General features: G+C 72.4%; 17 protein-coding genes. 8 read left to right on the plus strand and 9 right to left on the minus strand.

All coding sequences use genetic code 11. The features are described 5' to 3' along the window. Window positions 1-4 precede the first annotated feature (4 nt). Both ACKTSN_RS41525 and ACKTSN_RS41530 read left to right on the plus strand, forming a co-directional pair. Window positions 5-1,501, plus strand: a complete 1,497-nt coding sequence (locus ACKTSN_RS41525; RefSeq protein ID WP_409473783.1) for an FUSC family protein — start codon at window positions 5-7, stop codon at window positions 1,499-1,501. Between the two features lie 133 nt (window positions 1,502-1,634). Further along, window positions 1,635-3,281, plus strand: coding sequence for an IS1182 family transposase (locus ACKTSN_RS41530; RefSeq protein ID WP_409473784.1), 1,647 nt, complete (start codon window positions 1,635-1,637; stop codon window positions 3,279-3,281). 80 nt (window positions 3,282-3,361) lie between these two features. Here the strand turns inward: ACKTSN_RS41530 and ACKTSN_RS41535 are convergent, their stop codons facing one another. Together ACKTSN_RS41535 and ACKTSN_RS41540 are read right to left on the minus strand one after the other, a co-directional pair. Next, entirely contained in the window at window positions 3,362-4,285 is a 924-nt protein-coding gene (locus ACKTSN_RS41535; RefSeq protein WP_409473785.1) for a sirohydrochlorin chelatase, read from the minus strand. A 181-nt stretch (window positions 4,286-4,466) separates the two neighbouring features. Beyond that, window positions 4,467-5,552, minus strand: a complete 1,086-nt coding sequence (locus ACKTSN_RS41540; RefSeq protein WP_409473786.1) for an N-acetylglucosamine kinase — start codon at window positions 5,550-5,552, stop codon at window positions 4,467-4,469. A 160-nt stretch (window positions 5,553-5,712) separates the two neighbouring features. On the opposite strand from ACKTSN_RS41540, the gene ACKTSN_RS41545 reads away from it, so the two are divergent. After that, window positions 5,713-6,390, plus strand: coding sequence for a uracil-DNA glycosylase (locus ACKTSN_RS41545; RefSeq protein WP_409473787.1), 678 nt, complete (start codon window positions 5,713-5,715; stop codon window positions 6,388-6,390). Between the two features lie 146 nt (window positions 6,391-6,536). Here ACKTSN_RS41545 and ACKTSN_RS41550 read toward each other — a convergent pair whose 3' ends face one another. Then, entirely contained in the window at window positions 6,537-7,619 is a 1,083-nt protein-coding gene (locus ACKTSN_RS41550) for a WD40/YVTN/BNR-like repeat-containing protein (RefSeq protein WP_409473788.1), read from the minus strand. 203 nt (window positions 7,620-7,822) lie between these two features. On the opposite strand from ACKTSN_RS41550, the gene ACKTSN_RS41555 reads away from it, so the two are divergent. Beyond that, window positions 7,823-8,419: an Rv1733c family protein gene (locus ACKTSN_RS41555; RefSeq protein WP_409473789.1), complete on the plus strand. Its 597-nt coding sequence runs from the start codon at window positions 7,823-7,825 to the stop codon at window positions 8,417-8,419. Between the two features lie 18 nt (window positions 8,420-8,437). Here ACKTSN_RS41555 and ACKTSN_RS41560 read toward each other — a convergent pair whose 3' ends face one another. Then, the gene (locus ACKTSN_RS41560; protein WP_409473790.1) at window positions 8,438-10,114 is read right to left on the minus strand and encodes an acyl-CoA dehydrogenase family protein; all 1,677 of its coding nucleotides are present in this window, start codon (window positions 10,112-10,114) and stop codon (window positions 8,438-8,440) included. 75 nt (window positions 10,115-10,189) lie between these two features. Here ACKTSN_RS41560 and ACKTSN_RS41565 point away from each other — a divergent pair, with 75 nt between their 5' ends. Continuing rightward, entirely contained in the window at window positions 10,190-10,954 is a 765-nt protein-coding gene (locus ACKTSN_RS41565; RefSeq protein ID WP_409473791.1) for a PaaX family transcriptional regulator C-terminal domain-containing protein, read from the plus strand. Window positions 10,955-11,033: 79 nt separating this feature from the next. Here the strand turns inward: ACKTSN_RS41565 and ACKTSN_RS41570 are convergent, their stop codons facing one another. Continuing rightward, entirely contained in the window at window positions 11,034-11,816 is a 783-nt protein-coding gene (locus ACKTSN_RS41570; RefSeq protein ID WP_409473792.1) for a pectate lyase, read from the minus strand. Window positions 11,817-11,849: 33 nt separating this feature from the next. Beyond that, window positions 11,850-12,827 carry a pectate lyase family protein gene (locus ACKTSN_RS41575; protein ID WP_409473793.1) on the minus strand — a complete coding sequence of 326 codons (978 nt, stop codon included), beginning with the start codon at window positions 12,825-12,827 and terminating at the stop codon, window positions 11,850-11,852. Between the two features lie 364 nt (window positions 12,828-13,191). On the opposite strand from ACKTSN_RS41575, the gene ACKTSN_RS41580 reads away from it, so the two are divergent. Together ACKTSN_RS41580 and ACKTSN_RS41585 are read left to right on the plus strand one after the other, a co-directional pair. Then, complete coding sequence (locus ACKTSN_RS41580) at window positions 13,192-13,962, plus strand: hypothetical protein (RefSeq protein ID WP_409473794.1); 771 nt, start codon at window positions 13,192-13,194, stop codon at window positions 13,960-13,962. 60 nt (window positions 13,963-14,022) lie between these two features. Next, window positions 14,023-18,306 (plus strand): cation-translocating P-type ATPase, encoded by a 4,284-nt coding sequence (locus ACKTSN_RS41585; protein ID WP_409473795.1) that lies wholly within the window; start codon window positions 14,023-14,025, stop codon window positions 18,304-18,306. A gap of 39 nt (window positions 18,307-18,345) precedes the next feature. Here the strand turns inward: ACKTSN_RS41585 and ACKTSN_RS41590 are convergent, their stop codons facing one another. Continuing rightward, on the minus strand, window positions 18,346-19,734 hold the full coding sequence (locus ACKTSN_RS41590) for a nucleobase:cation symporter-2 family protein (protein ID WP_409473796.1): 1,389 nt from the start codon (window positions 19,732-19,734) through the stop codon (window positions 18,346-18,348). A 127-nt stretch (window positions 19,735-19,861) separates the two neighbouring features. Next, window positions 19,862-21,205: an FAD-dependent oxidoreductase gene (locus ACKTSN_RS41595; RefSeq protein WP_409473797.1), complete on the minus strand. Its 1,344-nt coding sequence runs from the start codon at window positions 21,203-21,205 to the stop codon at window positions 19,862-19,864. A gap of 219 nt (window positions 21,206-21,424) precedes the next feature. Here ACKTSN_RS41595 and ACKTSN_RS41600 point away from each other — a divergent pair, with 219 nt between their 5' ends. Continuing rightward, window positions 21,425-21,889, plus strand: coding sequence for a DUF6214 family protein (locus tag ACKTSN_RS41600; RefSeq protein WP_409473798.1), 465 nt, complete (start codon window positions 21,425-21,427; stop codon window positions 21,887-21,889). A 39-nt stretch (window positions 21,890-21,928) separates the two neighbouring features. On the opposite strand, the gene ACKTSN_RS41605 is transcribed toward ACKTSN_RS41600, so the two are convergent. Next, on the minus strand, window positions 21,929-22,582 hold the full coding sequence (locus ACKTSN_RS41605) for a DUF305 domain-containing protein (RefSeq protein WP_409473799.1): 654 nt from the start codon (window positions 22,580-22,582) through the stop codon (window positions 21,929-21,931). Window positions 22,583-22,650: the final 68 nt, after the last annotated feature.

Genomic DNA, 22,650 nt, shown 5'->3' on the forward strand with positions numbered 1-22,650 from the left:
GGAAGTGCTGAAGAGGGTGTTCGTGGCACCGGACCCGGGGCGGACGCGGCTGCGCTTCGCCGCGCGTGCCGTCCTCGGCATCGGCCTCGCGGTCGTCGTCTGTGGCCTCGCCGGGCACTCCCTCGCCGGTGCCGTCACCGGTGGGCTGGCCGCGCTCCTCGCGCTGTTCACGGTCACGGACACGACCGTCCGTGGGCAGGCCGTGACCACCGCGCTGCTGCCGGCCGTCGGTCTGCCCGTGCTGGCCGCCGCGGCCGAACTGCACGACCACCCCGTCGCCCGCGACCTCACCTTCCTCGCCGTGGTCGGCGCCGGCGTCTACGCCCGCCGCTGGGGGCCACGCGGACACAGTCTCGGCGTGTTCGCGTTCATGACCTTCTTCATCGCGCAGTTCCTGCAGGCGACCCCCGGGCAGTTGCCCGAGCTGTACGCCGCCGTCCTGCTGTCCGTGCTCGCCGCGGCCGCGGTGCGCTTCGGACTGTGGTGCTACGAGCGCCGCCTGACCCCGGCCCCCGCGGTCGCGCCACCGGGCGGGACGGGCCTCGCCCGGATCAGCACGCGCCAGGCGGTCCAGGCGACCGTCGGCGCGGGCTTCGCCCTGGTCGTGGGGCAGCTGGTGTCCGGGGAGCGCTGGTACTGGGCCGTCGGCGCCACCTGGTGGATCTTCGTGAACACCACCTCGCGCGGCGAGACCCTGGTCCGCGGCTTCCGCCGGCTCCTCGGCACGGTGATCGGCATCGGCCTCGGACTGCTCGTCGCCGTCCCACTGCACGGCGCCGCGGTGCCCTCCGCCCTGCTCGCAGCCGTGTGCGTGTTCGGCATCTTCTACACGGCAGCCGTGTCCTACACCTGGATGATGCTCTGCGTGACCCTGCTCGCCGAACTGCTCTACGGCCTCCTGGGCGTGCTCGAGCCCGCGCTGCTCGCGCTGCGCCTCGCCGAGACCGGCATCGGGGCGGTGGGTGCCGTACTGGCCGTCCTGTTCGTCCTGCCCGTCACCACCCACACCGTCACCGACGCCTGGATCCAGCGCGCCCTGCGCTGCGTCCATGCGTGCACCGCCGAGGCCGCGGCACGCCTCGCCGGCGCCGACGACGCCGACCCGGCCCTGCGGGTGGTGGAACTGGAACTGCTCCTCGGCCGGGTACGCCTCGCCGTCGCCCCGTTGGTGCACCCGCTGAACCCCGTGCTCGGCCGCAAGCGGCGCGCCCGCCGGGTGCTGGCCCTGCTCGACGACTGCGCCCGCGAGATCCGCGGCCTGGTCGCCGTGGCCGCCGACCCGGAGGCCTCCCACGACGCCCGCCTGGCCGCCGCCTGCCGGCGCGTGCAGGGCGCGGTGGAGGCGCTCACGGGCGATGCGGTGGGCGGCGCCCCCGATCTCGCGCCTCAGCAGCGCGCGGTCGAACCGGCCGCCCTCGCCCATCTGCACGGCCTGGAGCGCGCCCTGGCCGAACTGGTCACGCCCCTGCGCACGCCGTCCAAGTCGCCGCACTTGGCCTAGGCGTGCATCTGCATGGCGAAGGGCCCGCTCCGCACGTGCGGACGCTGTTGGTAAATCGGGTGCGGGCGTGACGACGGCCTGCATGACCCCGTTGGGGTTGTGCAGGCCGTCGTTGTGTTGAGGGGTGGGTTCGGTGTCGCTGCGTGGGGTGGATCTGATGGAGATCCCGGAGGAGACCGCTCGGCTGGCACGTGCGGTGTTCCCGAAGGGCTGCCTGGTGATGCGGGTACGGGATGCGCTCGGGCCGGTGTTCTCGGATGCCGATTTCGAGGAACTTTTCCCGGTCAGGGGGCGGCCGACGGTGTCTCCTGCCCGGCTCGCGCTGGTGTCGGTGTTGCAGTTCGCGGAGGGGCTGACCGACCGGCAGGCCGCGCACGCGGTCCGCTCGCGTCTGGACTGGAAGTACGCTCTTTCGCTGGAGTTGGCCGACACCGGATTCGACTTCTCGGTGCTCAGCGAGTTCCGTGCCCGGCTGGTCGACGGTGAGGCCGGCCAGATGGTGTTCGATGCAGTACTTCGGGCGGCTGGCGAGGCAGGGCTGGTCAAGGCGGGCAAGCGACAGCGCACGGATGCTACCCACGTGCTGGCTGCAACGAGAGACCTGAACCGGCTGGAGTTCGTGGTCGAGACACTGCGGGCGGCACTGAACCAGGTAGCGGAGGAGGCCGGGGACTGGCTGATGACGGTGTCGCCGCCGGAGTGGTTCGACCGTTACTCGGCCCGGCCGGAGGACAGTCGCTTCGCGTCCCGGTGGGCGGCCCGCGTCGAACACGCCGACCAGTGCGGGACCGACGGCATGATGCTGCTGAAGGCCGTCTGGTCGGCTGTGTCACCGCCCACGTTGCAGAGCCTGCCCGCGGTGGAGTTCCTGCGGCAGACCTGGGTCCAGCAGTTTCACCAGGTCGACGGGGCCATGCGCTGGCGCGGGACGAAGGACCTCCCGCCGGGTCTGATCCGCTTACGGACCCCCTACGAGCCCGAGGCCCGCACTGGTTCGAAACGGGATCTGGGCTGGTCCGGTTACAAGGTCCACCTCAGCGAGACCTGCGAGCCCGACGCCCCGCATCTGATCACCCACATTCGCACCACGCCGACGCCCGTCAACGACGTCCTCGTCCTGGAGGACACCCACACCGCTCTGGCCGAACGCGGTCTGCTGCCGGACGAGCACCTGGTGGACGCCGGATACATCGACGCCGAACAGATCCACCACGCCCGCCGCGATCACGACATCGAGCTGGTCGGCCCGGTCAAGTCCACCACCGTGAAGGGACAGGCGACCGGAGACGTCTTCGACAACACCCACTTCGCCATCGACTGGGGCCAGCGCCAGGCCGTCTGCCCCGGCGGACAGACCAGTGTCGTCTGGCGAGAAGCCCAGAGCCAGTGGGACGCCCCGGTCACCCGGGTCCGGTTCGCCGCCCGGCACTGCGACCCCTGCGAACTGCGGACCTCGTGCACCAGCTCCAGGACCGGCCGCAATCTGACCCTGAGACCGAAGACCGAACACGACATCCTTCAACAGGCCCGTACTGAGCAGGACACCGACCACTGGCGCCGCCGCTACGGACACCGAGCCGGCGTCGAAGGCACCATCTCACAAGGTGTCCAGGCCTTCGGCCTGCGCAGATCCCGCTACCGCGGACTCGACAAGACCCGGTTGCAGCACCACTTCACCGGCGCGGCCATCAACTTCGCTCGCGTCGATGCATGGCTCACCGGCAGACCACTCGCCAAGACCCGCGTTTCACCCTTCGCAGCACTCCGCCCCACTGGATGAGATCCAGCGGGGCGGAATTAACCAACAGCGTCCGTACGTGCGGAGCGGGCCCTCGTCGTACGACTGCGGGTGACGCCGGTTCAGTGGACCGGAGCGCCCTGCGGCTGCTGCGGGGCGATGCCCAGCGCCGTCGTGTACTTGGCCAGGGCGAGCTTGCCGATGGCCGGGTAGGCGCCGAGCGGCTCGGCGGCCGAGCAGCCCGCCTCCTTCGCGGCTTCCGCGACCAGGCCCGGGTCGATCTCGGGGCCGATCAGGTACGGCGCCAGCGCCAGCTGCTGCGAGCCCGAGGAACGCAGCTGCTCCGCGACGGACGCGATCGAACCCTCCTGGTCCAGCGCCGCCGCCATCACCGGCACCGCGAGCCGCGCGGCGAGCAGCATGCCGGTGATCCCGGCCGCCTGCACGGCCTCCTCGCCGCCCACCGAGGCCAGGATGATGCCGTCCGCGGCGGTGGCCACGGTGAACAGCCGGGCGCGGTCGGCGCGGGCCAGGCCCGCCTCCGACAGGCGCACGTGCAGGGCCTCGGCGAGCAGCGGGTGCGGGCCGAGCACATCGGTCAGCTCGGCCGCGACGCGGCTGTCCATCACGGCCTGGCGGACCTGGCGCAGCAGCGCACTGTCCGGACCGGCGAGCAGCGGCACCACAACGGCGACCGGGCCGTCGGGCTCCTGGACCTCCACACCGGCCGCGCGCGCCTGCTCATAGCGGGCGGTGCGCTCGTCGGCGGCGTACGCCAGCACCGACTGGAGCGTGGGGAACTCCGCGTCATCACCCTCGACGTAGCCGATCCGGGCGTCGAGGCCGGGCAGCTCGGAGCGGGCGATGCTCACGACCTCCTCGGCGAGGCTGCGCGTGGCCACGCTGGGTGTGCCCGGAACCGCGAGGACGAGCGCGGGCGCGCCCTCGGGAGCCGCCAGGGGCTCGGGTCGGCGGTGCCGCCCGGGCTGGCGGGGGCGCGGCATTCGTACTGGCAGGCCGGACGCGGGCCCAGTGGGGGAGCTCATGGCGCCGCATGTTACTGGCTTCCTGGGCTCCCTTGTTCGGGGAGGGTGCAGGTGAGCGGTATCCGTCCAGATTTGTCTGATGAGTTACGTACGGATCATAAGTGATCAGCGCGTTTGTGTGAGATGACTGATGAACTGCGCGACCCCAAGTGCTACATGTCGGATATGCGTCGTGCCGGGATCAGTCACCCTGGGCGGCCACCACGTACAGCAGTTTCTCGTCACCCGGCAGGGTGAGCGCCCCGGCCGTCAGGTCGGCCGCGATACGGACCGCCCCATGCAGCGGATCGCCCTCGGCCGCCAGCCGGCGGGCGTGGGGCAGCCGCTTCGTCAGTTCCTCGTCCAGCGGTACGAGGAGAGCGGCGCCCATCTTGAACAGGCCCCCGGTGAGGGCGACCTGGGGCTCACCCGTCGTGGGGCACACGGCGGCCGCTGAATCGGCCATGTGCCGGGCGGCTGCGCGCAGGACGTGCACGGCGACGGGGTCGCCGTCGTCGGCGCAGGCCGCCACGCTGGGGGCGAAGGAGGCGAGGACGGCGGGACGGTCCGAGCGCGGGTACACCTGGGCGGGCAGTCCCGGCATCGGGCCGAACATCTCCTCGGCGCACTCCAGTAGCGGGGCCGAACCGCCCTCCCGCCCGTCGTGGGCGCGCAGTGCGGCCTCAAGACCGGCCCGGCCGATCCAGGCTCCGCTGCCGCAGTCGCCCAGCAGATGGCCCCAGCCGTCCGCGCGACGCCATCGCGTCAGGTCCGTGCCGATCGCGATGAGTCCGGTACCGGCGGCGATCACCGCTCCGGGCCTGGGGCCCAGGGCGCCTGTGTAGGCGGTGACGGCGTCGGCGGCCAGGGCGACGGTCCGGATCCCGCATTCCCGGTACAGGGCGGCGGGAAGTCCGGCACGCAGATCGTCGCCGAGCGTGCTGAAGCCTGCCGCGCCGACGACCACCGTGTCCAGCGCGGTGACTCCGGCCTCGGCCGTCAACGCCCGGACCATGGGGACGAGTTGCTGCATGAAGTGCCCGGCGTCGATCCCCCGCGCGCCGGTGCGGACCGGTTCCGCCGACTCCCGCACGGCGAGCGGCCCTCGCGCGGCGGTGCCCACGACGGCCCGCAGGCCGGAGCCTCCCGAGTCGACGGCGAGGAACGCGGATTCCTCCCCAGCGGCTGCCGGACCGTCGAGCCGGCCCGCCTCATGCGAGAGCCCCGAGGCGGAGGTCGCAGCCGCCCGGGAAGCCGACGGGGCTTGCTTGACCACTGGACGCGACAAGCTCCCCTCCTTCCCGGCGACCGGCTGCTCGACCGGCTCGAAGATCTCAGCGATGTCGGCGATCTCGGCGAGGAGGAAGAGTAGCGCCGAGAGCGGCGTCCGTGGGCGGGGCTTGTCTGCCTGTGCCGGGGCTCGGTGCGTACCAGTAGAGTGACGCGCCGTGGCACCACGACCCTTGAATGAACTCGTTGAAGCAGGCTGGGCGAAGGCTCTCGAACCTGTGGCCGGACGTATTGCTGCCATGGGGGACTTCCTCCGGGCCGAGATAGCGGCCGGCCGGACCTACCTTCCGGCCGGGGAGAACGTCCTGCGGGCTTTCCAACAGCCCTTCGACGATGTTCAGGTCCTGATCGTCGGCCAGGATCCCTACCCCACGCCGGGGATGGCCATCGGATTGAGTTTCGCCGTCTCGCCCGAGGTGCGTTCCTTGCCGGGCAGTCTGGAGAACATCTTCCGGGAGATGCACTCCGACTTGGGACTGCCCAGGCCGTCCAACGGCGATCTGACGCCGTGGACCGAGCAGGGGGTGCTGTTGCTCAACAGAGCGTTGACGACGGCCCCGCGCAAGCCCGCGGCGCACCGGGGCAAGGGATGGGAGGAGGTCACGGATCAGGCCATCCGGGCGCTGGTTGCGCGAGGAAAGCCGCTGGTGTCGATCCTGTGGGGGCGCGACGCCCGCAATCTCCGCCCGCTGCTCGGGGATCTCCCGGCGATCGAGTCCGCTCATCCCTCGCCGATGTCGGCGGACCGGGGGTTCTTCGGCTCGCGTCCGTTCAGCAGGGCCAACGATCTGCTGCTGCGGCAGGGTGCGCAGCCGGTGGACTGGCGACTGCCGTAGGCACACCGTGGAACCCCTGCGGCGAGGCTTCCTCTCCGCGCACAGCGGCACCGGCTCCGCTGTGGGGCAATGCCCCAGCGGGCCGGTGCCGTGCGCCGGCGTCCCTCGACCAAGAGATCGGTGACCGGCACACCGAGGCAGGGGCGTCAGATGACCGCGGCCCGCACGCACAGCACATCCGGCAGATGCGACGCCAACTGCCGCCAGCTGTCGCCGTCGTCGGCCGAGGCGTACAACTCGCCGTTCCGGTTGCCGAAGTACACGCCCGCCGGGTCCGCGTCGTCCGTGCACAGGGCGTCGCGCAGCACCGTGCCGTAGTGGTCCTCCTGCGGCAGACCGGCGGTGAGCGGCTCCCACGTGCTGCCCGCGTCCGCCGTGCGGAAGACCCGGCAGCGCCGGCCGGCGGGTACCCGGTCCGCGTCCGCGTTGATCGGGAACACGTACGCGGTGTCGCCGCGGTGGGGATGCGCGGCCGCAGCGAAACCGAACGTCGAGGGCAGGCCCTTGCCGATGTCGGCCCAGTGCGCACCGGCGTCGTCGCTGCGGTACACCCCCCAGTGGTTCTGCAGGTACAGCCGGTCCGGCGTCGACGCGTCCTGCGCGATCTTGTGCACGCACTGACCGAACTCCGGGTTGGGATCCGGAAGGAACACGGCGGAGACCCCGGAGTTGGACGGTGTCCAGCTGGCGCCGCCGTCCTTCGTACGGAACACCCCGGCCGTCGACACGGCGACCGCGGCCGCCTGCGGATCGCGTCGGTCGGTGATCACGGTGTGCAGGCCCTCTCCGCCGCCGCCCGGCACCCACTGCGATCGCGTGGGGTGCTCCCACAGCGGACGGACGAGGTCGAAGTGCTCCCCGCGGTCCTCGGAGCGGTACAGCGCGGCCGGTTCCGTGCCCGCGTAGACCACGTCCGGCTCCGCGGCCGCCGGGTGCAGCTGCCACACCCGCTCCAGCGAAGCGCCCGTTTCCTTCGGGAACTTGACGGCCGGCTGGGCCGGTTCGGTCCACGTCCGGCCCAGGTCGTCGGAGTGGAACACCGACGGCCCCCAGTGTGTGCTGTCACCGCCCGCCAGTAGCCGCGGGGTGGCGCCGCGGGTGTCGATGGCGACCGAGTACACGGCCTGTGCGTTGAAGTAGGGACTCTCGTCGAACTCCCAGGCGCCACCGCGCCGACGCCCGATGAACAGGCCCTTGCGCGTGCCCACGGCGAGCAGTACCTCGGTCATTGCCGATCACCTCCGCGACGTCCTTGTCTCAGATACCGGCCAGTCTGCACCCCGGCACTGACAGTCATCCCCGGAATCGCTTCGTCGCAGGTCAGCGGGGTGTCGCCGGTCACCGCGCAGTCGCGCGCTGAGCATCGGTGAGCCGTGCGCCGTATGGGAGGGCGGTCGGTGATGTTCGTGCGCTCACGAGGAGGAAGCCTTCGATGGCGTTCCGTTGTCCGAAGGTGTGGCTGTGGCGCTGGCGGCGCAACCCGCTCAAGCGGCGTGCCGACACGGTGGAGGCCTGGGTCCTGCTCGGCGCCGGGATGCTCACCGTCCTCGGCGGGGTGCTCGCCGGTCTGACGGTGGCCCGGTCCGTGGAACAGGAGCTCGCTCGTGAGCGTGCCGAGTGGCGGCCCGTGACGGCGAGCCTGACCAAGGACGTCCCCGGAACGTCCCGCGCGGCAGGCGGCGCGTCGAACGGTGAACGGGTGTGGGCCGAGGTGCGCTGGACGGCGCCGGACGGTTCCTCGCGCACCGGCCAGGCCCGGGTCCGCCCCGGCAGCTCCGTCGGCACGCCGGTCACCGTGTGGACGGACCGCCGGGGCCGCCTGGTGACCGCGCCCGCCTCCGAGTCCCAGGCCCGGGTGCGGGCCTCGCTGATCGGCGGCCTCGCGGGGGTGGGCGCCGCCATGGTGCCGTTCGCCGGCGGGCGGGTCCTACTCACCCGCCTGGAACGCCGCCGCCTGGACCAATGGGACCTCGACTGGGCGCGGTTCGATCCGCTGTGGGGCGCAGGACGGGCTGACGAGAGCCGGTGACGCGCCCCGCCGGCACGCTCAGTCCTCGCCGGGCAGCGCCCTGCTCAGGATCGCGTCGATGTCGGCCGCGTCGGGAAGCGTGCCGAACGCATGCCCCCAGTCGCCGCCGAGCCGTGTGGCGCAGAACGCGTCGGCGATCGCGGGCGGGGCGTACCGGACCAGCAGCGAGGCCTGCAGGGTGAGCGCCATCAGCTCCACGAGCCGCCGCGCACCGGCCGGCGAGGCCGTGGCCAGCCCCTGCTCCAGGCGGGACACGGCCGAGTCCAGCCGTGCGTCCGCGCCCTGCGCCAGGGCGAGCTCGTCGAACAGCGCCTGAGTGGTACCGGGCTCGCGGCTCAACGCCCGCAGCACATCAAGGGCGTTGACGTTCCCCGAGCCCTCCCAGATCGACAGCAGGGGCGCCTCACGGTAGTGGCGGGGCATGCCCGAGTCCTCCACATAGCCGTTGCCGCCCAGGCACTCCAGGGCCTCCGCGGTGAAGGCCGGTCCCCGCTTGGTGACCCAGTACTTGCCGACGGCGGTCGCGATCCGGCGGAACGCCGCCTCCGTGCCCTGCTCGTCGTCTCCGCGCACCGCACGGTCGGCCGCGCCGGCCAGCCGTAGCGTGAGCGTCGTGGCGGCCTCGGACTCCAGCGCCAGGTCGGCCAGGACGTTGCGCATCAGCGGCTGGTCGATCAACCGGGCGCCGAACGCGCTGCGGTGCCGCACATGGTGCCCCGCCTCGACGAGCGTCTTGCGCATCAGCGTCGCCGACGACATCACGCAGTCCAGCCGGGTGCAGTTGACCATCTCGATGATCGTCTTGACGCCCCGGCCCTCGGACCCCACCAGCCAGGCCACGGTCCCGTCGAACTCGGGCTCGGAGGAGGCGTTCGAGCGGTTGCCCAGCTTGTCCTTCAGGCGCTGGATGCGGAAGGTGTTGCGGCTGCCGTCGGGCAGGACACGCGGCACGAAGAAGCAGGACAGGCCGCCCGGAGCCTGGGCCAGCACCAGGAAGACGTCGCACATGGGCGCCGAGGTGAACCACTTGTGCCCGCGCAGCGTGTACACGCCGGGCTCGGCGGTCGGCGTGGCCGTCGTCGTGTTCGTGCGGACGTCGGAGCCGCCCTGCTTCTCGGTCATCCCCATGCCCGCGAGCAGGCCCCGCTTCTCGGTCGGCACGCGCAGACCCGGGTCGTACTCCCGGCTGGTCAGCAGGGGTTCGTAGACCTTCGCGAGCTCGGGCTGCCGACGCAGCACGGGGACGGCGGCGTACGTCATCGACGTCGGACAGCCGTGCCCGGCCTCGGTGTGCCCCCACACCATCCCGCCCGCGGTTCGGGCGACATGCGCTCCGAGCCGCTCGTCCGCCCAGGGTGCCCCCGCCAGCCCCTCGGCGACGGCGACCCGCATCAGGTGGTGCCAGCTCGGGTGGAACTCGACCTCGTCGACGCGATGGCCGTACCGGTCGTGCGTGCGCAGCTCGGGCTCGTGCCGGTTGGCCTGTTCGCCCCACTCCTGCGCCTCGGCACTCCCGGCCCGCCGACCGAGCCGCCGGATGTCCTCCTCGGCCCACGCGGCGCCCTCTCGGCGCAGCCCTTCGAGCAGGGCCGTGTCCTCGGACGCGTCGTAGGGGGTCAGGGGAGGTGGCTGGTTGGTGACGTCGTGCGTCGCGTAACCCGGGTGCTGCTGCTCCTGCGCCAGTGTCGAGGCCATACGGCGAGTGTTGCACTCTGGCTACAGTCGCAGCAATCCTGCAACAGGAAAATCCGCCGCGTACAGTACGTGACCATGCGGGCGAACGTGACAGCGCAGCAGGTCGGCGGGGTCGAGCTGCGCCCGCTGTCCGCGAGGTCGGTCGTCCTGAGCCTGCTGCTGGGCTCGCACCCGCCCGAGCTGCCGGTGCGGGACCTCGTGCGTGGCGTGGAGCCTTTCGGCGTCGGCGGGTCCACGGTGCGGGCCGCGCTCAGCCGGATGGTGACCGCCGGTGATCTGCGGCGCGCAGGTGGCGTCTACCGGCTCAGCGAACGTCTGCTGGAACGGCAACGCCGGCAGGACGAGGCCGTACATCCGCGCACGCGCGCGTGGGACGGCGACTGGGAGATGGTCGTGATCACCGCGACCGGGCGCGGACCCGCGGAACGCGCCGACCTGCGCAGCCGGTTGACCGCCCTCCGGCTCGCCGAACTCCGCGAGGGCGTCTGGCTGCGGCCCGCCAACCTGCGCCGGTCCCTGCCGGACGACCTGGGCAAGGTGGCCCAGCGCTACACGGCCCGTCCGGACGACCGTCCACCGCGCGAACTGGCCGCGAACCTCTGGCCGCTCGATGCCTGGTCCACCACCGCCCGGGCCCTGCTCGCCCATGCCGCCGGGGCGGACCGCCCGGCCGACCGCTTCACCGCCTTCGCGGCCGTCGTACGCCATCTGCTCGCCGACCCCGTTCTGCCTCCCGAACTCCTCCCCGCCGACTGGCCGGGCACCGAGTTGCGCACCGTGTACGCGGACTACCAGCGGGAGGTCACCGAGGCGGTACGCGCGCGTGGCCGCCGGGAATGACGCGGCGGCCGTACGAAGCGCCGTGGGGGGACGCTTCGGACGGCCGCCTTCACCGTGGGGGACTACCTGCGGGTGAGGGCTACCTGTAGGTGATGTCCGAGCTGGAGTACAGGCAGTTCGTGCTGTCCGGGCCCGTGCCCACGGCGGTGTTGTTGTTGTACTTCTGGCAGGGGATGACCTTGCGGCCGGCGTCGTTGAGGATCGTGATGCCCCGCAGCGTCGCCACGTCGTTGCGGTTGACGTTGATGCCGACCAGGCGCGCGGTGGATCCGGTGCCGGTCACCTCGATGTTGCTGAGGTTGACCTTGCGCGTGTACTGCGTGGAGCAGTCGCCGCACGAGCGGTACAGCGTCTTGAACTCGCTGACCGCGAAGTTGGAGATGTTCACCGTGCCGGGTCCGTTGTGCTGGAAGACCTTGTCGGCGGCCTTCTTGGCGCCACCGCCGATCACGTTGTAGGCGGAGCCGCCACGGAAGGTCGCGGCGTCCTCGCCGACGTCCTCCCACCACACGTTCTGCAGGGCGCAGTTGCCCTCGCAGTGGATGCCGTCGGCGCCGGGCGCGCCGATGATGACGTTCTTCAGCGTCGCGCCGGCCGCGAGCTTGAAGATCGGGTCCTGGCCCTCCTCCTGGCCGTCACCGGCCAGGTCCCCGGTGCCGTAGAACTTCTTCATGCCGTAGTCCTTGGTGCCGGACACGGAGATGGTGGAGGACGTCCCCTGGCTGCCGTTGGGCGTCGGCCAGGTGGCGGCGCTCGCCGGCGACGTGCCGAGTGTCGTGATCATGACAGACGAGAGGCCGAGCGCGGCCAGCCCGCCGGTCAGTGCCCGCCGGCGGGCGCGGGGCTTTGCTGGTGAAGTCATGTCCCGATGCCTTCTTCCAGTTGGGGGGGGTGGTCAGATCTTTCCGGCGCCCGCGCCGGACGTCACCGAGGCGACGACGCCGGCCGCGGACTCCGCGGTGTAGCTGTAGGGCGGCGTGGTGAAGGTGCCGACCCGGGAGATCTCGGTCGCGGCCCCGCCGAGATCGTTGCCGCGCAGATTCGCGTAGCCGTCCACGTCACTGCTGCGGTTCGTGGTCACAGCGATCTTCGTGTCGCGGAAGACGTTGTTCTCCACGAGCATCTGGGCGCCCATGCGCGAGTGGCAGGCGGTGTCGGCGCCGGCCACGTAGTTGTTGTAGAAGTGCCCGGTGCCGAAGCGCAGGCTGGGGATGCGCGAGTAGACGTTGCTGAAGTGGTTGTGGTGGTACGTCACCTTCAGGTGCCCGGTGTCCTCGGGCGCGTTGTTGTCGCTGTGGCCGACGAGCGAGCCCTTGAAGTGGTCCTTGAAGGTGTTCCAGGACACGGTGACGTTGTCCGAGCCGTGGTTGATGTCCAGCAGACCGTCGTAGTGGTCCTTGTCGTGCTCGCGGTCCGCCGAGAAGGAGTTGTGGTCGAGCCACACCTTCGTCGACGCCTGGACGGTGATGCCGTCTGCGGGCGCGACCGGCTTGCTGATGTTCAGGTTGCGGACGACGACGTTGGAGACCTCCTTCAGCCGTAGTCCGCCACCGGTGAATCCCGACGACGAACCGACGCCCAGGACGGTCGTGTTGGACCCGATGTCGACCTGACCGCTCAACGAGATCAGCCCGTTGACCCGGACGACCTTCGCCGCGTTGCCGGACACGGCCGACCTGAAGGCGTCGAGCGTCGAGACGGTCACCGCCGTGGCGCTGCCGCCGCCGGTCGCCCCGGCGCCGAACCCGATCGGTGAGCTCTCGGCCGCCCCGGCCGACTGCGGGAGGGTGACGACGGCCACTGTTGCGATGGCCGCCGCGGCCGCCACCAGGGCAGATCTTTGCGCGTGTGTACGTGGGGGGACTGTGCGCATGCGGGTGCGTCCCTTCGGGAGGACTTGTTCGATCCTGTACGTGAATGACGTACGCCATGTTGAACGCCTCGCGCAGGCAGGGTGACGATTCCGACCCAAGGGGGCGTCGACCGGTCAGCCTGCTGAACGGAACGTAGGGGGCAAGCGCTTTCTGGTCAACGCTTTGCGCAGAACACATTCGGACACTTGGGAGCGCGCAGGAAGCGGCTGGAACCGTGGTGGGGGAGCGCTTCGCTGACGGGCAGGCGCAGCCGCTGCGAGCCACACCGGTCACGCGGGTTTCCCCTCCTGTGCGGATGACGTCGCGTTTCCCGGGAACACGGCGGGTGAAGAGAGCGGATCTCTCAGGGAGGCGTGGAGTGTCATGACAGCGCAGAAATCCTCGCCCGAGCCGGCGCAGCCGCTGCGCGCCACCGCTGCGACGCTGCGCGCCGTGCCGAGTGCCGCCGCCTCGACGCTGCGCAGGATGCCGGGTGCCGGGGTCGTGCGCAAGGTGCCCGACGCGGTGCGCCATGCGCCCGAGACGGTGCGCCATGCGCCCGGAGCCGATGCGGTGCGCAAGCTGCCCGACGCGGTGCGCAAGGTGCCCGGCGCCGACACCGTGACCAAGGCGGCCGAAGGCGCACTGGACGCGGTCGGCGCCGTGTCGCCGCGCGGTCGGCGCATCGCCGTGTACACCGGCGCCGGCCTGCTCGGTGTCGCGGGCCTCGTCGAGTGGCCCGTGGCCGCCGCGGCCGCCGGCGTGGCCTGGCTCACCCAGCCCCGTCCGCAGCACGACGGCGCTGCGGAAGAGAAGGGCGAGAAGGGCACCAAGACGGCGAAGGGCACCAAGGCGGCGAAGGGCACCAAGACGGCGAAGAGCACCAAGACGGCGAAGAGCACCAAGACGGCGAAGAGCACCAAGACGGCCGCCGCCCGCCGTACGACAAGCGGTGGCAGCCGTTCGACGTCGACGAGCGCTCGAACGTCCGGCAGCCGGAGTGGGACGTCCGAGCGCGGGAAGTCGGCAGCCACCGGCAGCCGTACGTCGTCCACCAGCCGGCGTACGACCACGACGACCAAGGGACGCGCGTCGTCGACCGGCAGCCGTGCGTCGTCGACTGCCGGCCGGCGCAAGGCGACCGCAGGCGGATAGGGAACGCGGGCCGGGAGCGCAGGCTCCCGGCTCACCCGGAACCACGAGCTGAGGGATGAGATGGCGCTTGGGTTGCTGACGGGTTCGGCTGCGGCCCTCTCCGGCGTCGTACTGGCCGGGCCGGGGCTGCTGGTGAGCGGTGCCGCGCCCGCGGTGGGCGCGGCGGCGGGCGTCCTGGCCGGGACCGCACGGGCCGGGGTGCGCAGCGCGGACGCCCTGGTGCGGATGACGCGGGTCGCCCGTGCCGCAGTACCGGGCGGCGATCGCCACTGGCGGTCCGGCCGGCGGGCACACCTCGCGCTGCGGCTTGCCGGACCGGAGACGGAACGGCGGGCGGCCGGGACGGCGCAGGCGGCGCGACGGGTGGCCAGGGCGCTGGCGGAGCATCCGGACGTGGCGTACGCCTACTGGGACGGTGGGCTGGCCCGGCTGGTGATCGTCGCGACCGAGGACGCGCTGAGTGACCGGGTGGTGGAGAAGGCGAACGACCTCGCAGCCCGGCACGGACTGGTACCGGCGGACGACGACGTGGAGGAGTTCGCGCATCCGGGCGACCCGGGCGAGGCGCGGACCACTGCCGCGGCGCTCGCGGCCGATGCGGTGGGAGTCGTCGCCGCCGTCACCGGGTCGGCGCTCCGGTTGCCGGCCTCGCCCCGGTTCGTGACCGCGTGCGTGACGCTGCTGCGCGAGAACCCCCGCCTCCGCAGCTGGATGCGGTCCCGGTTCGGCCCCTCCCGTATGGACCTGATGCTGGCGGTCGTCAACGCGGCCGCCCACGGCGCAGGGCAGACACCGATCTCGCTGGTGCTCGACGGGGTCCTGCGCTCCTTCCAGCTCACCGAGACACTGGCCCGCGCGGCCGCCTTCGACGCGGTGCACGACCAGGTATGCGGGCCAGGGCGCCAGGACGTGGCCGCGCACCGGTTCCCGCGCCCGCCGCTGCGGACCACGCCGGCGCACGAGTACGCGGTTCACGCCGAGGCCGGCAGCCTGGCGGGCGCCGCCGCGACCTTGCTGGTCAAGCACAGCGGCACCGAGGCGGCCGAGGCGGTGCTCGCGGGCTCCCCGAAGGCCGCCCGCTACGGGCCCGCCTCCTTCCACGCCGTGCTGGGCTGTGCGCTCGCCCGCACCGGGGTACTGGTGCGCAACATGCAACGGCTGCGGCAACTGGAGACGGTCCGGACGGTCTTCCTGCATCCCAGTGCGCTGCACACGGCCGAGGGCGACGCCGACCCGTGGGCCGAGGCCGTGCTGGACGCGACCCGGCGCGCCGGACTGAGGGTCGTGGTCGTGGACGATCCGGCGCTCGGCGAGTTCACCGCCCTCGCCGACCACATCGTCGCCGCCGACCGGTCGGCCGACGAGGTCGTGAACGGGCTGCGCGGGCGCGGCGGTGTCCTGACGGTGGCCCGCCCGAGGTCGTCCGAGGACACCGACGTCCTGGCCGGGCTGCTCGCCGGTGACGTGGCGGTCGCGCTCGCCGACGGGGACGCGGCCGTCGCGTGGGGTGCGGACCTCGTCGCCCCGGGCGGGCTGGCCGACGTGTGGCGGCTGCTCGCCGCGGTGCCGGCGGCCCGTAAGGTCGGCCGGCGTTCGCAGACCCTGGCCCGGTCGGGTGCCGCCCTGTCCGGGCTGCTGGTGGCCATCGGCGAGTCCGGGAACGGCAATCGCACCCCGCTGATCGGCCTGCGCCACGCCCCCGTCGACGTGGGCGCGGCAGTCGCCCTGCTGAGCGGGGCACGGGCCGCCGTCGGAGTGGCGGCCGCCCGGGCCCCGCACCCGCGGCCGCGGGTGGCCTGGCACGCCCTGAAGGCGAGCGACGTCCGCAAGCGGCTGGACCACGGGCCGGAACGACGGCCGACTCCCGTGCAGGAGACGAGGAGCCGCGTCCGCAAGGCGGCCGAGTCCGTCGCCCGCGTCCCCGTCCTGGCGCCGGCCCGGTGGTCGGTGCAGCTGGGCCGGGCCGTACGCGGCGAACTGGACGACCCGCTCACCCCGGTCCTGGCGGTCGGCTCGGCCGCGTCGGCGATCCTCGGCTCCGTCGTGGACGCGCTGCTGGTCGTCGGCGCCCTCGATCTGAACGCGCTGGTCGGCGGGGTGCAGCGGCTGCGGGCCGAGCGGGCGCTGTCCGGGCTGCTCGCGGAGCAGAAGCAGAAGGCCCGCGTCACCGCCGAGGACGCCTCGGCCGGGCCCCGCACGGTGGATGCCACCCGGCTGACGCCCGGCGATGTGATCGAGCTCGCGGTCGACGATGTCGTACCGGCCGACGCACGTCTGCTGTGGGAGGACGGCCTGGAGGTCGACGAGTCGGCGCTGACCGGCGAGTCCCTGCCGGCGAACAAGCAGACGGAGCCGACCCCGCGCGCCGCGGTGGCCGACCGCCGCTGCATGGTGTTCGAGGGCACGACGGTCGTCGCCGGGCAGGCCAGGGCCGTCGTCGTGGAGACCGGCGACCGCACCGAGGCGGCCCGCGCCGTCCACCTCGCCGCCCGCACACCGCCCGCCGCCGGCGTCCAGGCCCGGCTGCAGGAACTCACGCGCAAGGCACTGCCGTTGACCATGGCGGGCGGCGCCGCGGTGACCGCGCTGTCGCTGGTGCGCGGCGCACCGATACGCCGGGCCGTCAGCGGTGGCGTCGCGGTGGCGGTGGCCGCCGTTCCCGAAGGGCTGCCCCTGGTGGCCACGGTCGCGCAGCTGGCGGCCGCCCGCCGACTCAGCCGACGTGGCGTCCTGGTCCGTGCTCCGCGCACGCTGGAGGCACTCGGCCGGATGGACACGGTCTGCTTCGACAAGACCGGCACTCTCACCGAGAACAAGTTGCGCCTGGTCCGCGTGACCGACGTGGACGGTGAGGTCCGTAGGCTGGACGAGGCCGCGGACTCGGTCACGATGCGGGTCGCGGTGCGCGCCTGCCCCCAGCCCGAGGAGGGCCCCGACCGGCCGGTGCACGCCACCGACGAGGCGGTCCTGGACGCGGCACCGCGCGACCCCGAGTGGGTCCAGACCGAGGGCAGGCCCTTCGAGGCGGGCCGGGGCTACGCCGGCGCGGTGGGCCACGCGGCGGACGGCGAGCGCACGCTCGTCGTCAAGGGCGCGCCGGAGATCGTGCTGCCCGCCTGCCGCGATGTCCCCGACCACGCCTCCGGCAAGGCCCAGGAGCTGGCCCGCAACGGGCTGCGCGTCCTGGCGGTCGCCAGGCGGCGCCTGGCCGAGGACGAGAAGGACACCGAAGCGTGCGAAGCCCCCCTGGAGAAGCTGGAGTTCACCGGACTGCTCGCGCTGGCCGACGTACCGCGCGAGACATCCACGGCGCTCGTGCACGGGCTGCGCGAGGCGGGCGTACGACCGGTGATGCTGACCGGCGACCACCCGCAGACCGCCCGGGCGATCGCCCTCGACCTGGGCTGGCCCGAGGACACGGCCGTGATCACCGGCGACGAGCTGGCCGCCGCCGACCGCTCGGAACGCGCCCGCATGCTGCACGATGTGGGCGTCGTGGCCCGGGTCGCGCCCGAGCAGAAGCTCCAGGTCGTCGAGGCGCTGATGGACGCCGGCCGCGTTGTCGGGATGGTCGGCGACGGCGCCAACGACGCCGCCGCGATCCGCGCCGCCGACATCGGCGTCGGGATCAGCGCCCGCGGCTCGGCGGCCGCCCGCAACGCCGCCGACCTGGTGCTCACCAACGGAGACCTCACCGTCCTCGTCGAGGCCGTCGCCGAGGGCCGCGCCCTGTGGCACAGCGTCGCCGACGCCGTCGCCATCCTGATCGGCGGCAACGCGGGCGAAGTCGGCTTCGGCGTCCTGGGCACCCTCCTCGCGGGCGCGGCGCCGCTGTCGACCCGTCAGATGCTGCTGGTGAACCTGTTCACGGACCTGTTCCCGGCGATGGCCGTGGCGGTCACGCCGCAGAAGGACCCGGCCGAGGACGCGAGCGCCGGCAGTCGGCCGTTGGGCGCGACGCTGCTCGGCACCCCGCTGATGCGGCAGATCCGGCACCGCGCGCTGACCACGACCCTCGGCGCGGTCGCGGCCTGGCTGATCGGCCGCTTCACGCCGGGCTCGACCCGCCGGACGACCACGATGTCCCTGTGCGCCGTGGTGGGCAGCCAGCTCGCCCAGACCCTCGCCGACCGCCGGGACAGCCCGCTGGTGCGGGTCACCGTCCTCGGTTCCGCGGTCGCGCTGGTCGCCTTGGTCCAGATCCCCGGCCCCAGCCAGTTCTTCGGCTGCACGCCGCTCGGCCCGGTCGCCTGGACCGGCGTGCTGGCGGCGATCGCCTTGGCGGTGGCCGGCCAGCGGGCGCTGCCCCCGCTGGAGCGAGCGGTCGTCCGGCTGAGCCACTGACCAGCGACGCGGCCGAACCGGACGAAGTGGAGCCGCCCTCTAGACGGCCTCTCCCCGGGGCTTTTCGACGTGCCTCTCGGCGCCGCCGACCGGCAGGCCGCCCGCCTCGGCGAGATCTGAACCCGCCTTCGCGGGAAGGTGGTTGAAGAGCAGGTTGAGTACGATCGCCGTCAGACAGCCGGCGCTGATGCCGCTGTGCATGATCGTCTGGAACCAGTCCGGGAACCGGTCGTAGATCGTCGGCACACCGACCGGCAGCACGCCCATGGCCACCGACACGGCCACGACCGTCAGGTTGTGGTTGCCCCTGAAGTCGACCTCGGCCAGGGTCCTGAGGCCGCTCGCGGCGACCGTCCCGAACATCACCAGGCCCGCGCCGCCGAGGACCGGCGCCGGAATCGCCGCGACCACCGCGCCCAGCTTGGGCAGCAGGCCGAGCAGCACCAGGATGCCGCCCGCCGCCGCGACGACCCAGCGGCTGCGCACCCGGGTCATACCGACGAGGCCCACGTTCTGCGCGTACGCGGTGTAGGGGAAGGTGTTGAAGACACCGCCGAGTACGGTCGACAGACCGTCGGCGCGCAGCCCGTCCGCAAGAGAGCGGGGCTCGACCTTCCGCCCGGTCATCTCACCGACCGCGATGAAGTCACCGGTCGTCTCCGTCATGCACACCAGCGCGACCACCAGCATGGACACGATCGCCGACACCTCGAAGGTCGGCGCCCCGAAGTGGAACGGCGTGCTGATCCCGACCCAGTCCGCGTCGGAGACCCCGCCGAAGTCCGTGAACCCGAACGGCACCGCGACCGCGAGCCCCACCGCGATCCCGATCAGCACCGCGATCCGGCTCAGGAACACCGGCGCGAACCGCTGCACGCCCAGCACCACCGCCAGCACGAACGCGGCGAGCGCCAGGTTCTTCGGCTCCCCGAAGTCCTCGGCCCCCGCACCACCGGCGGCCCAGTTGCCCGCCACCGGCAGCAGCGAGATACCGATGATCAGGATCACCGTGCCGGTGACCAGCGGCGGGAAGAACCGCAGCAGCTTGCCGAAAACGGGCGCGAGCAGCACGATCGCGAGTCCCGCGACGATCACCGAGCCGTAGATCGCGGGCAGTCCGCCGCCGGTCGTCCCGATCATGACCATCGGCGACACGGCCGCGAACGTACAGCCCTGCATGATCGGCAGCCGCACGCCGAACCGCCAGAAGCCGATGCACTGGATGAGCGTGGCGATGCCGCACACCAGCAGATCGGCGGTGATCAGATACGCCAGATCCGCCGGCGGCAGCTTCATCGCACCGCCCACGATCAGCGGCACGGCCACCGCGCCCGCGTACATGGCGAGCACATGCTGCAGCCCGAAGGCGGCCAGCTGTCGTACGGGTGGGACCTCATCGACGGGATGGACGGGCGCGGTCGATGCCATGGGCACTCCAGAGCGGCGGTGAGCGGGGAACATCCGAACTGCAGGAGACCGTAAGCGGCTTGAACAGTTTGTTGATTTCCGTCTCGTTGCAGCTGTGTGTCCTGCCCACCGGCGGCGCCGGGTTCTGCTACGAGTCGACCCCGCGCGCCGCGGTCAGCAGCGACTCCCAGTCGGGCAGCTTGACCACGCTCCGCCCGAGCGAGGCCCCGAGTTCCGCCTCGGCCCGCTCGATGGCCCGCCACCCCGCCCACTCGACCGGCTCGACGCCCTCGGCGCGCAGTACCGCGAGGGGATCCTCGGGGACTTCCTTCCGTACGAGAACAGGGGCGTCCTCGAGCAGCGACAGCACCGTCTCCTTGGCGCACGGCCGGTTGGTGCCGATGACACCCGTCGGACCCCGCTTGATCCAGCCCGCCACGTACTCGCCCGGCGCCACGACTCCGCCGCGCAGCACCCGACCGGCCAGCTGCGGCACCGTGCCGGTCGCCGGGTCGAAGGGCAGCCCCTCCAGCGGCACTCCGCGATAGCCCACCGACCGCAGCACCAACTGGGCCTCGATCTCCTCGTACCGTCCCGTCCCCGTCACGCCGCCCTGCCCGTCCGGCAGCGTCCGTTCGAACCGCACCGCGCCCACGCGCCCGCCCTCGGCGAGCAACTCCACCGGGCGCAGGAAGAACCGCAGCCGGATCCGGCGCGGAAGATCCCTGGCCTGCTGGGCGGCCCAGCCCCGCAGCACCTCCACGTTGCGGCGCTGCGCGGCCGGCAGCGCGGACGGGTCGACGTACGCCGGATCCAGCGCCAACTCCTCCGGATCCACGTTCACTTCGGCACCCGGCAGCGAGCCCAGCTCGCGCAGCTCCTTGGTGGTGAAGCGGGCCTGCGAAGGGCCGCGCCGCCCCACCATGTGGATGCCGGTCACCCGGCTCGCCCCCAGCGCGGTCAGCGCCGACTGCGGCATGTCGGTGGGGCTCAGCTCGGCCGCGCCGCGCGCCAGGATCCGGGCGACGTCCACGGCGACGTTCCCCACGCCGATGACCACGGCCGACCGGGCGCCGAGCACGAACCCGTCCTCCACGGCGTCCGGATGCGCGCTGTACCAGGACACGAACTCCGTCGCCGAGAAGCTGCCCGGCAGATCCTCCCCGGGGATCCCGAGATGCCGGTCGGTCGCGGCTCCCACGCAGTACACGACCGCGTGGTACAGCTCCCGCAGCCGGGCGGCCGGCACTCCGCCGGCGCCGACCTGGACGCCGCCGAGGAACCGCACCCGCTCGTGCTCCAGCACCGTCCGCAGATTGTTCTGCAGCGACTTGATCTTCTCGTGGTCGGGCGCCACGCCGTAGCGCACCAGACCGTACGGGCACGGCAGCCGGTCCAGGACGTCGACGAACGCGGTGGGGTCCAGCTGGACAAGGCTCTGGGCGGAGTAGACCCCGCTCGGCCCGGAGCCGACGACGGCGACACGCAGCACGGCGGAACTCCTTAGTCCGGTGGTCCGGTGGATCGTCCGGTGCATCACAGGAGATCGCTGACGGCTCCAGCATTGCACCGCTGCCGCTCCGCTGACAGGGTGCCGCGCCAAGGACGGGCGCGTGTCCGTTCGTATGGAGTGTGATCATGCGGTTACGTTGCGTGCGTGCTGGAAGCATCCTTTCTTGATCTTTCTGATCGCCGTCCGGAGGACGGTGCGGTGTCTGTGTGGCCCGCGTGGGAAGTGCGCGAGGAGAGCGGCGCGACGGCGTGGTTCCATGTGCGGCTCGACTTCGCCGACGGCGCCCGGGTCGACGCACTCGCCGTGGCGGCCGACGGCCTTGTCAACCTCGAGGACGTCCAGGCCCGGCCCGCGCTGTCCCTCGACGATCTGGCGGTGTTCGCCGACTGGATCGAAGAGCCGCTGTTCTCGGTGTGCGGCGGCGTGGCGACCGAGCCGTTGCAGGGGGAGCCGACGGGCGGCAGGCGCGCCCGCCCCGCCTGGCCGCGTGGCATCGAGGGGAGCCGGCTGGTGGCGCAGGAATACCGCGCCGCGCAGCACGAGGGGCTCGACCCCGTCCTCGCGGTGATGTGCGCCACCGGGCACAGCCGCCGCCGGTCGCTCAGGCTGATCGCCCAGGCGCGGGACGCGGGCTTCCTGACCCCGCGTCACGCACGGCGCTGAGCGGGCCCGGCGGGCGCAGAGGTCACACGGGCGCGGAGGTCACAGCATTCCGCGCATGCGCGTGATCTCGCTCGTCTGCTGGGCGATCACGTCGTCGGCCATCTCCTCGGTCCGCACGTTGTTGCCCTGCGACTTCACATCCGTGGCCATCGTGATCGCCCCTTCGTGATGGGTGATCATCAGCGTGACGAAGAGCTGGTCGAACGCCTTTCCCTCCGCCGTGCGCAGGTTCTTCAACTGCGCCTCGGTGGCCATCCCGGGCATCGGGCCGTGGTGGTGGCCGTCGCTCTTCTCGTCCTCGCCGTGCGTTTCCAGCCAGCTCCTCATCGCCGCGATCTCGGGACCCTGCGCGGCCTCGATCCGTTCCGCCAGTTTCTTCACCCGCGACGACTCGGCGCGTTCCGGGGCGAGTTCGGTCATCTCCAGGGCCTGGGAGTGGTGCTCGATCATCATCCGCGCGTAGTCGATGTCCGCCGAGTTGGGCGTGTCGTCGTCGGCGCGCTGCTGTGCGGCGTCCTCGGCGGACATCGTGCGGTTCGCCTCGCCGGGCTTGCCGGGCACGAGCACCGAGGGGCCGCTCGCCCGGTCCGGATCCGCGTCGGAGCCGGAGTCGCAGCCCCCGAGCGCGAGGGCGGCCAGGGTGGCCAGTGAGGCCGCGGTGAGGGACGCGCGCGACGCTCGACGGAAGAGCACAACGACCTCCTGTGGCAGGCGGGATGAGGGGGCACCTTGTGAGTGCTGGTCACCGTCCTAACACGCTT

This window comes from Streptomyces flavusporus, from assembly GCF_046267975.1.
GTDB classification, from domain to species: Bacteria; Actinomycetota; Actinomycetes; order Streptomycetales; family Streptomycetaceae; genus Streptomyces; species Streptomyces flavusporus.

Coding starts and splice junctions, on each gene's coding strand:
- ACKTSN_RS41535 (WP_409473785.1), bottom strand. CDS start 4,285: ATGAGCTCCCCCACTGGGCCCGCGTCCGGCCTGCCAGTACGAATGCCG.
- ACKTSN_RS41550 (WP_409473788.1), bottom strand. CDS start 7,619: ATGACCGAGGTACTGCTCGCCGTGGGCACGCGCAAGGGCCTGTTCATC.
- ACKTSN_RS41555 (WP_409473789.1), top strand. CDS start 7,823: ATGGCGTTCCGTTGTCCGAAGGTGTGGCTGTGGCGCTGGCGGCGCAAC.
- ACKTSN_RS41560 (WP_409473790.1), bottom strand. CDS start 10,114: ATGGCCTCGACACTGGCGCAGGAGCAGCAGCACCCGGGTTACGCGACG.
- ACKTSN_RS41565 (WP_409473791.1), top strand. CDS start 10,190: ATGCGGGCGAACGTGACAGCGCAGCAGGTCGGCGGGGTCGAGCTGCGC.
- ACKTSN_RS41570 (WP_409473792.1), bottom strand. CDS start 11,816: ATGACTTCACCAGCAAAGCCCCGCGCCCGCCGGCGGGCACTGACCGGC.
- ACKTSN_RS41575 (WP_409473793.1), bottom strand. CDS start 12,827: ATGCGCACAGTCCCCCCACGTACACACGCGCAAAGATCTGCCCTGGTG.
- ACKTSN_RS41580 (WP_409473794.1), top strand. CDS start 13,192: ATGACAGCGCAGAAATCCTCGCCCGAGCCGGCGCAGCCGCTGCGCGCC.
- ACKTSN_RS41585 (WP_409473795.1), top strand. CDS start 14,023: ATGGCGCTTGGGTTGCTGACGGGTTCGGCTGCGGCCCTCTCCGGCGTC.
- ACKTSN_RS41590 (WP_409473796.1), bottom strand. CDS start 19,734: ATGGCATCGACCGCGCCCGTCCATCCCGTCGATGAGGTCCCACCCGTA.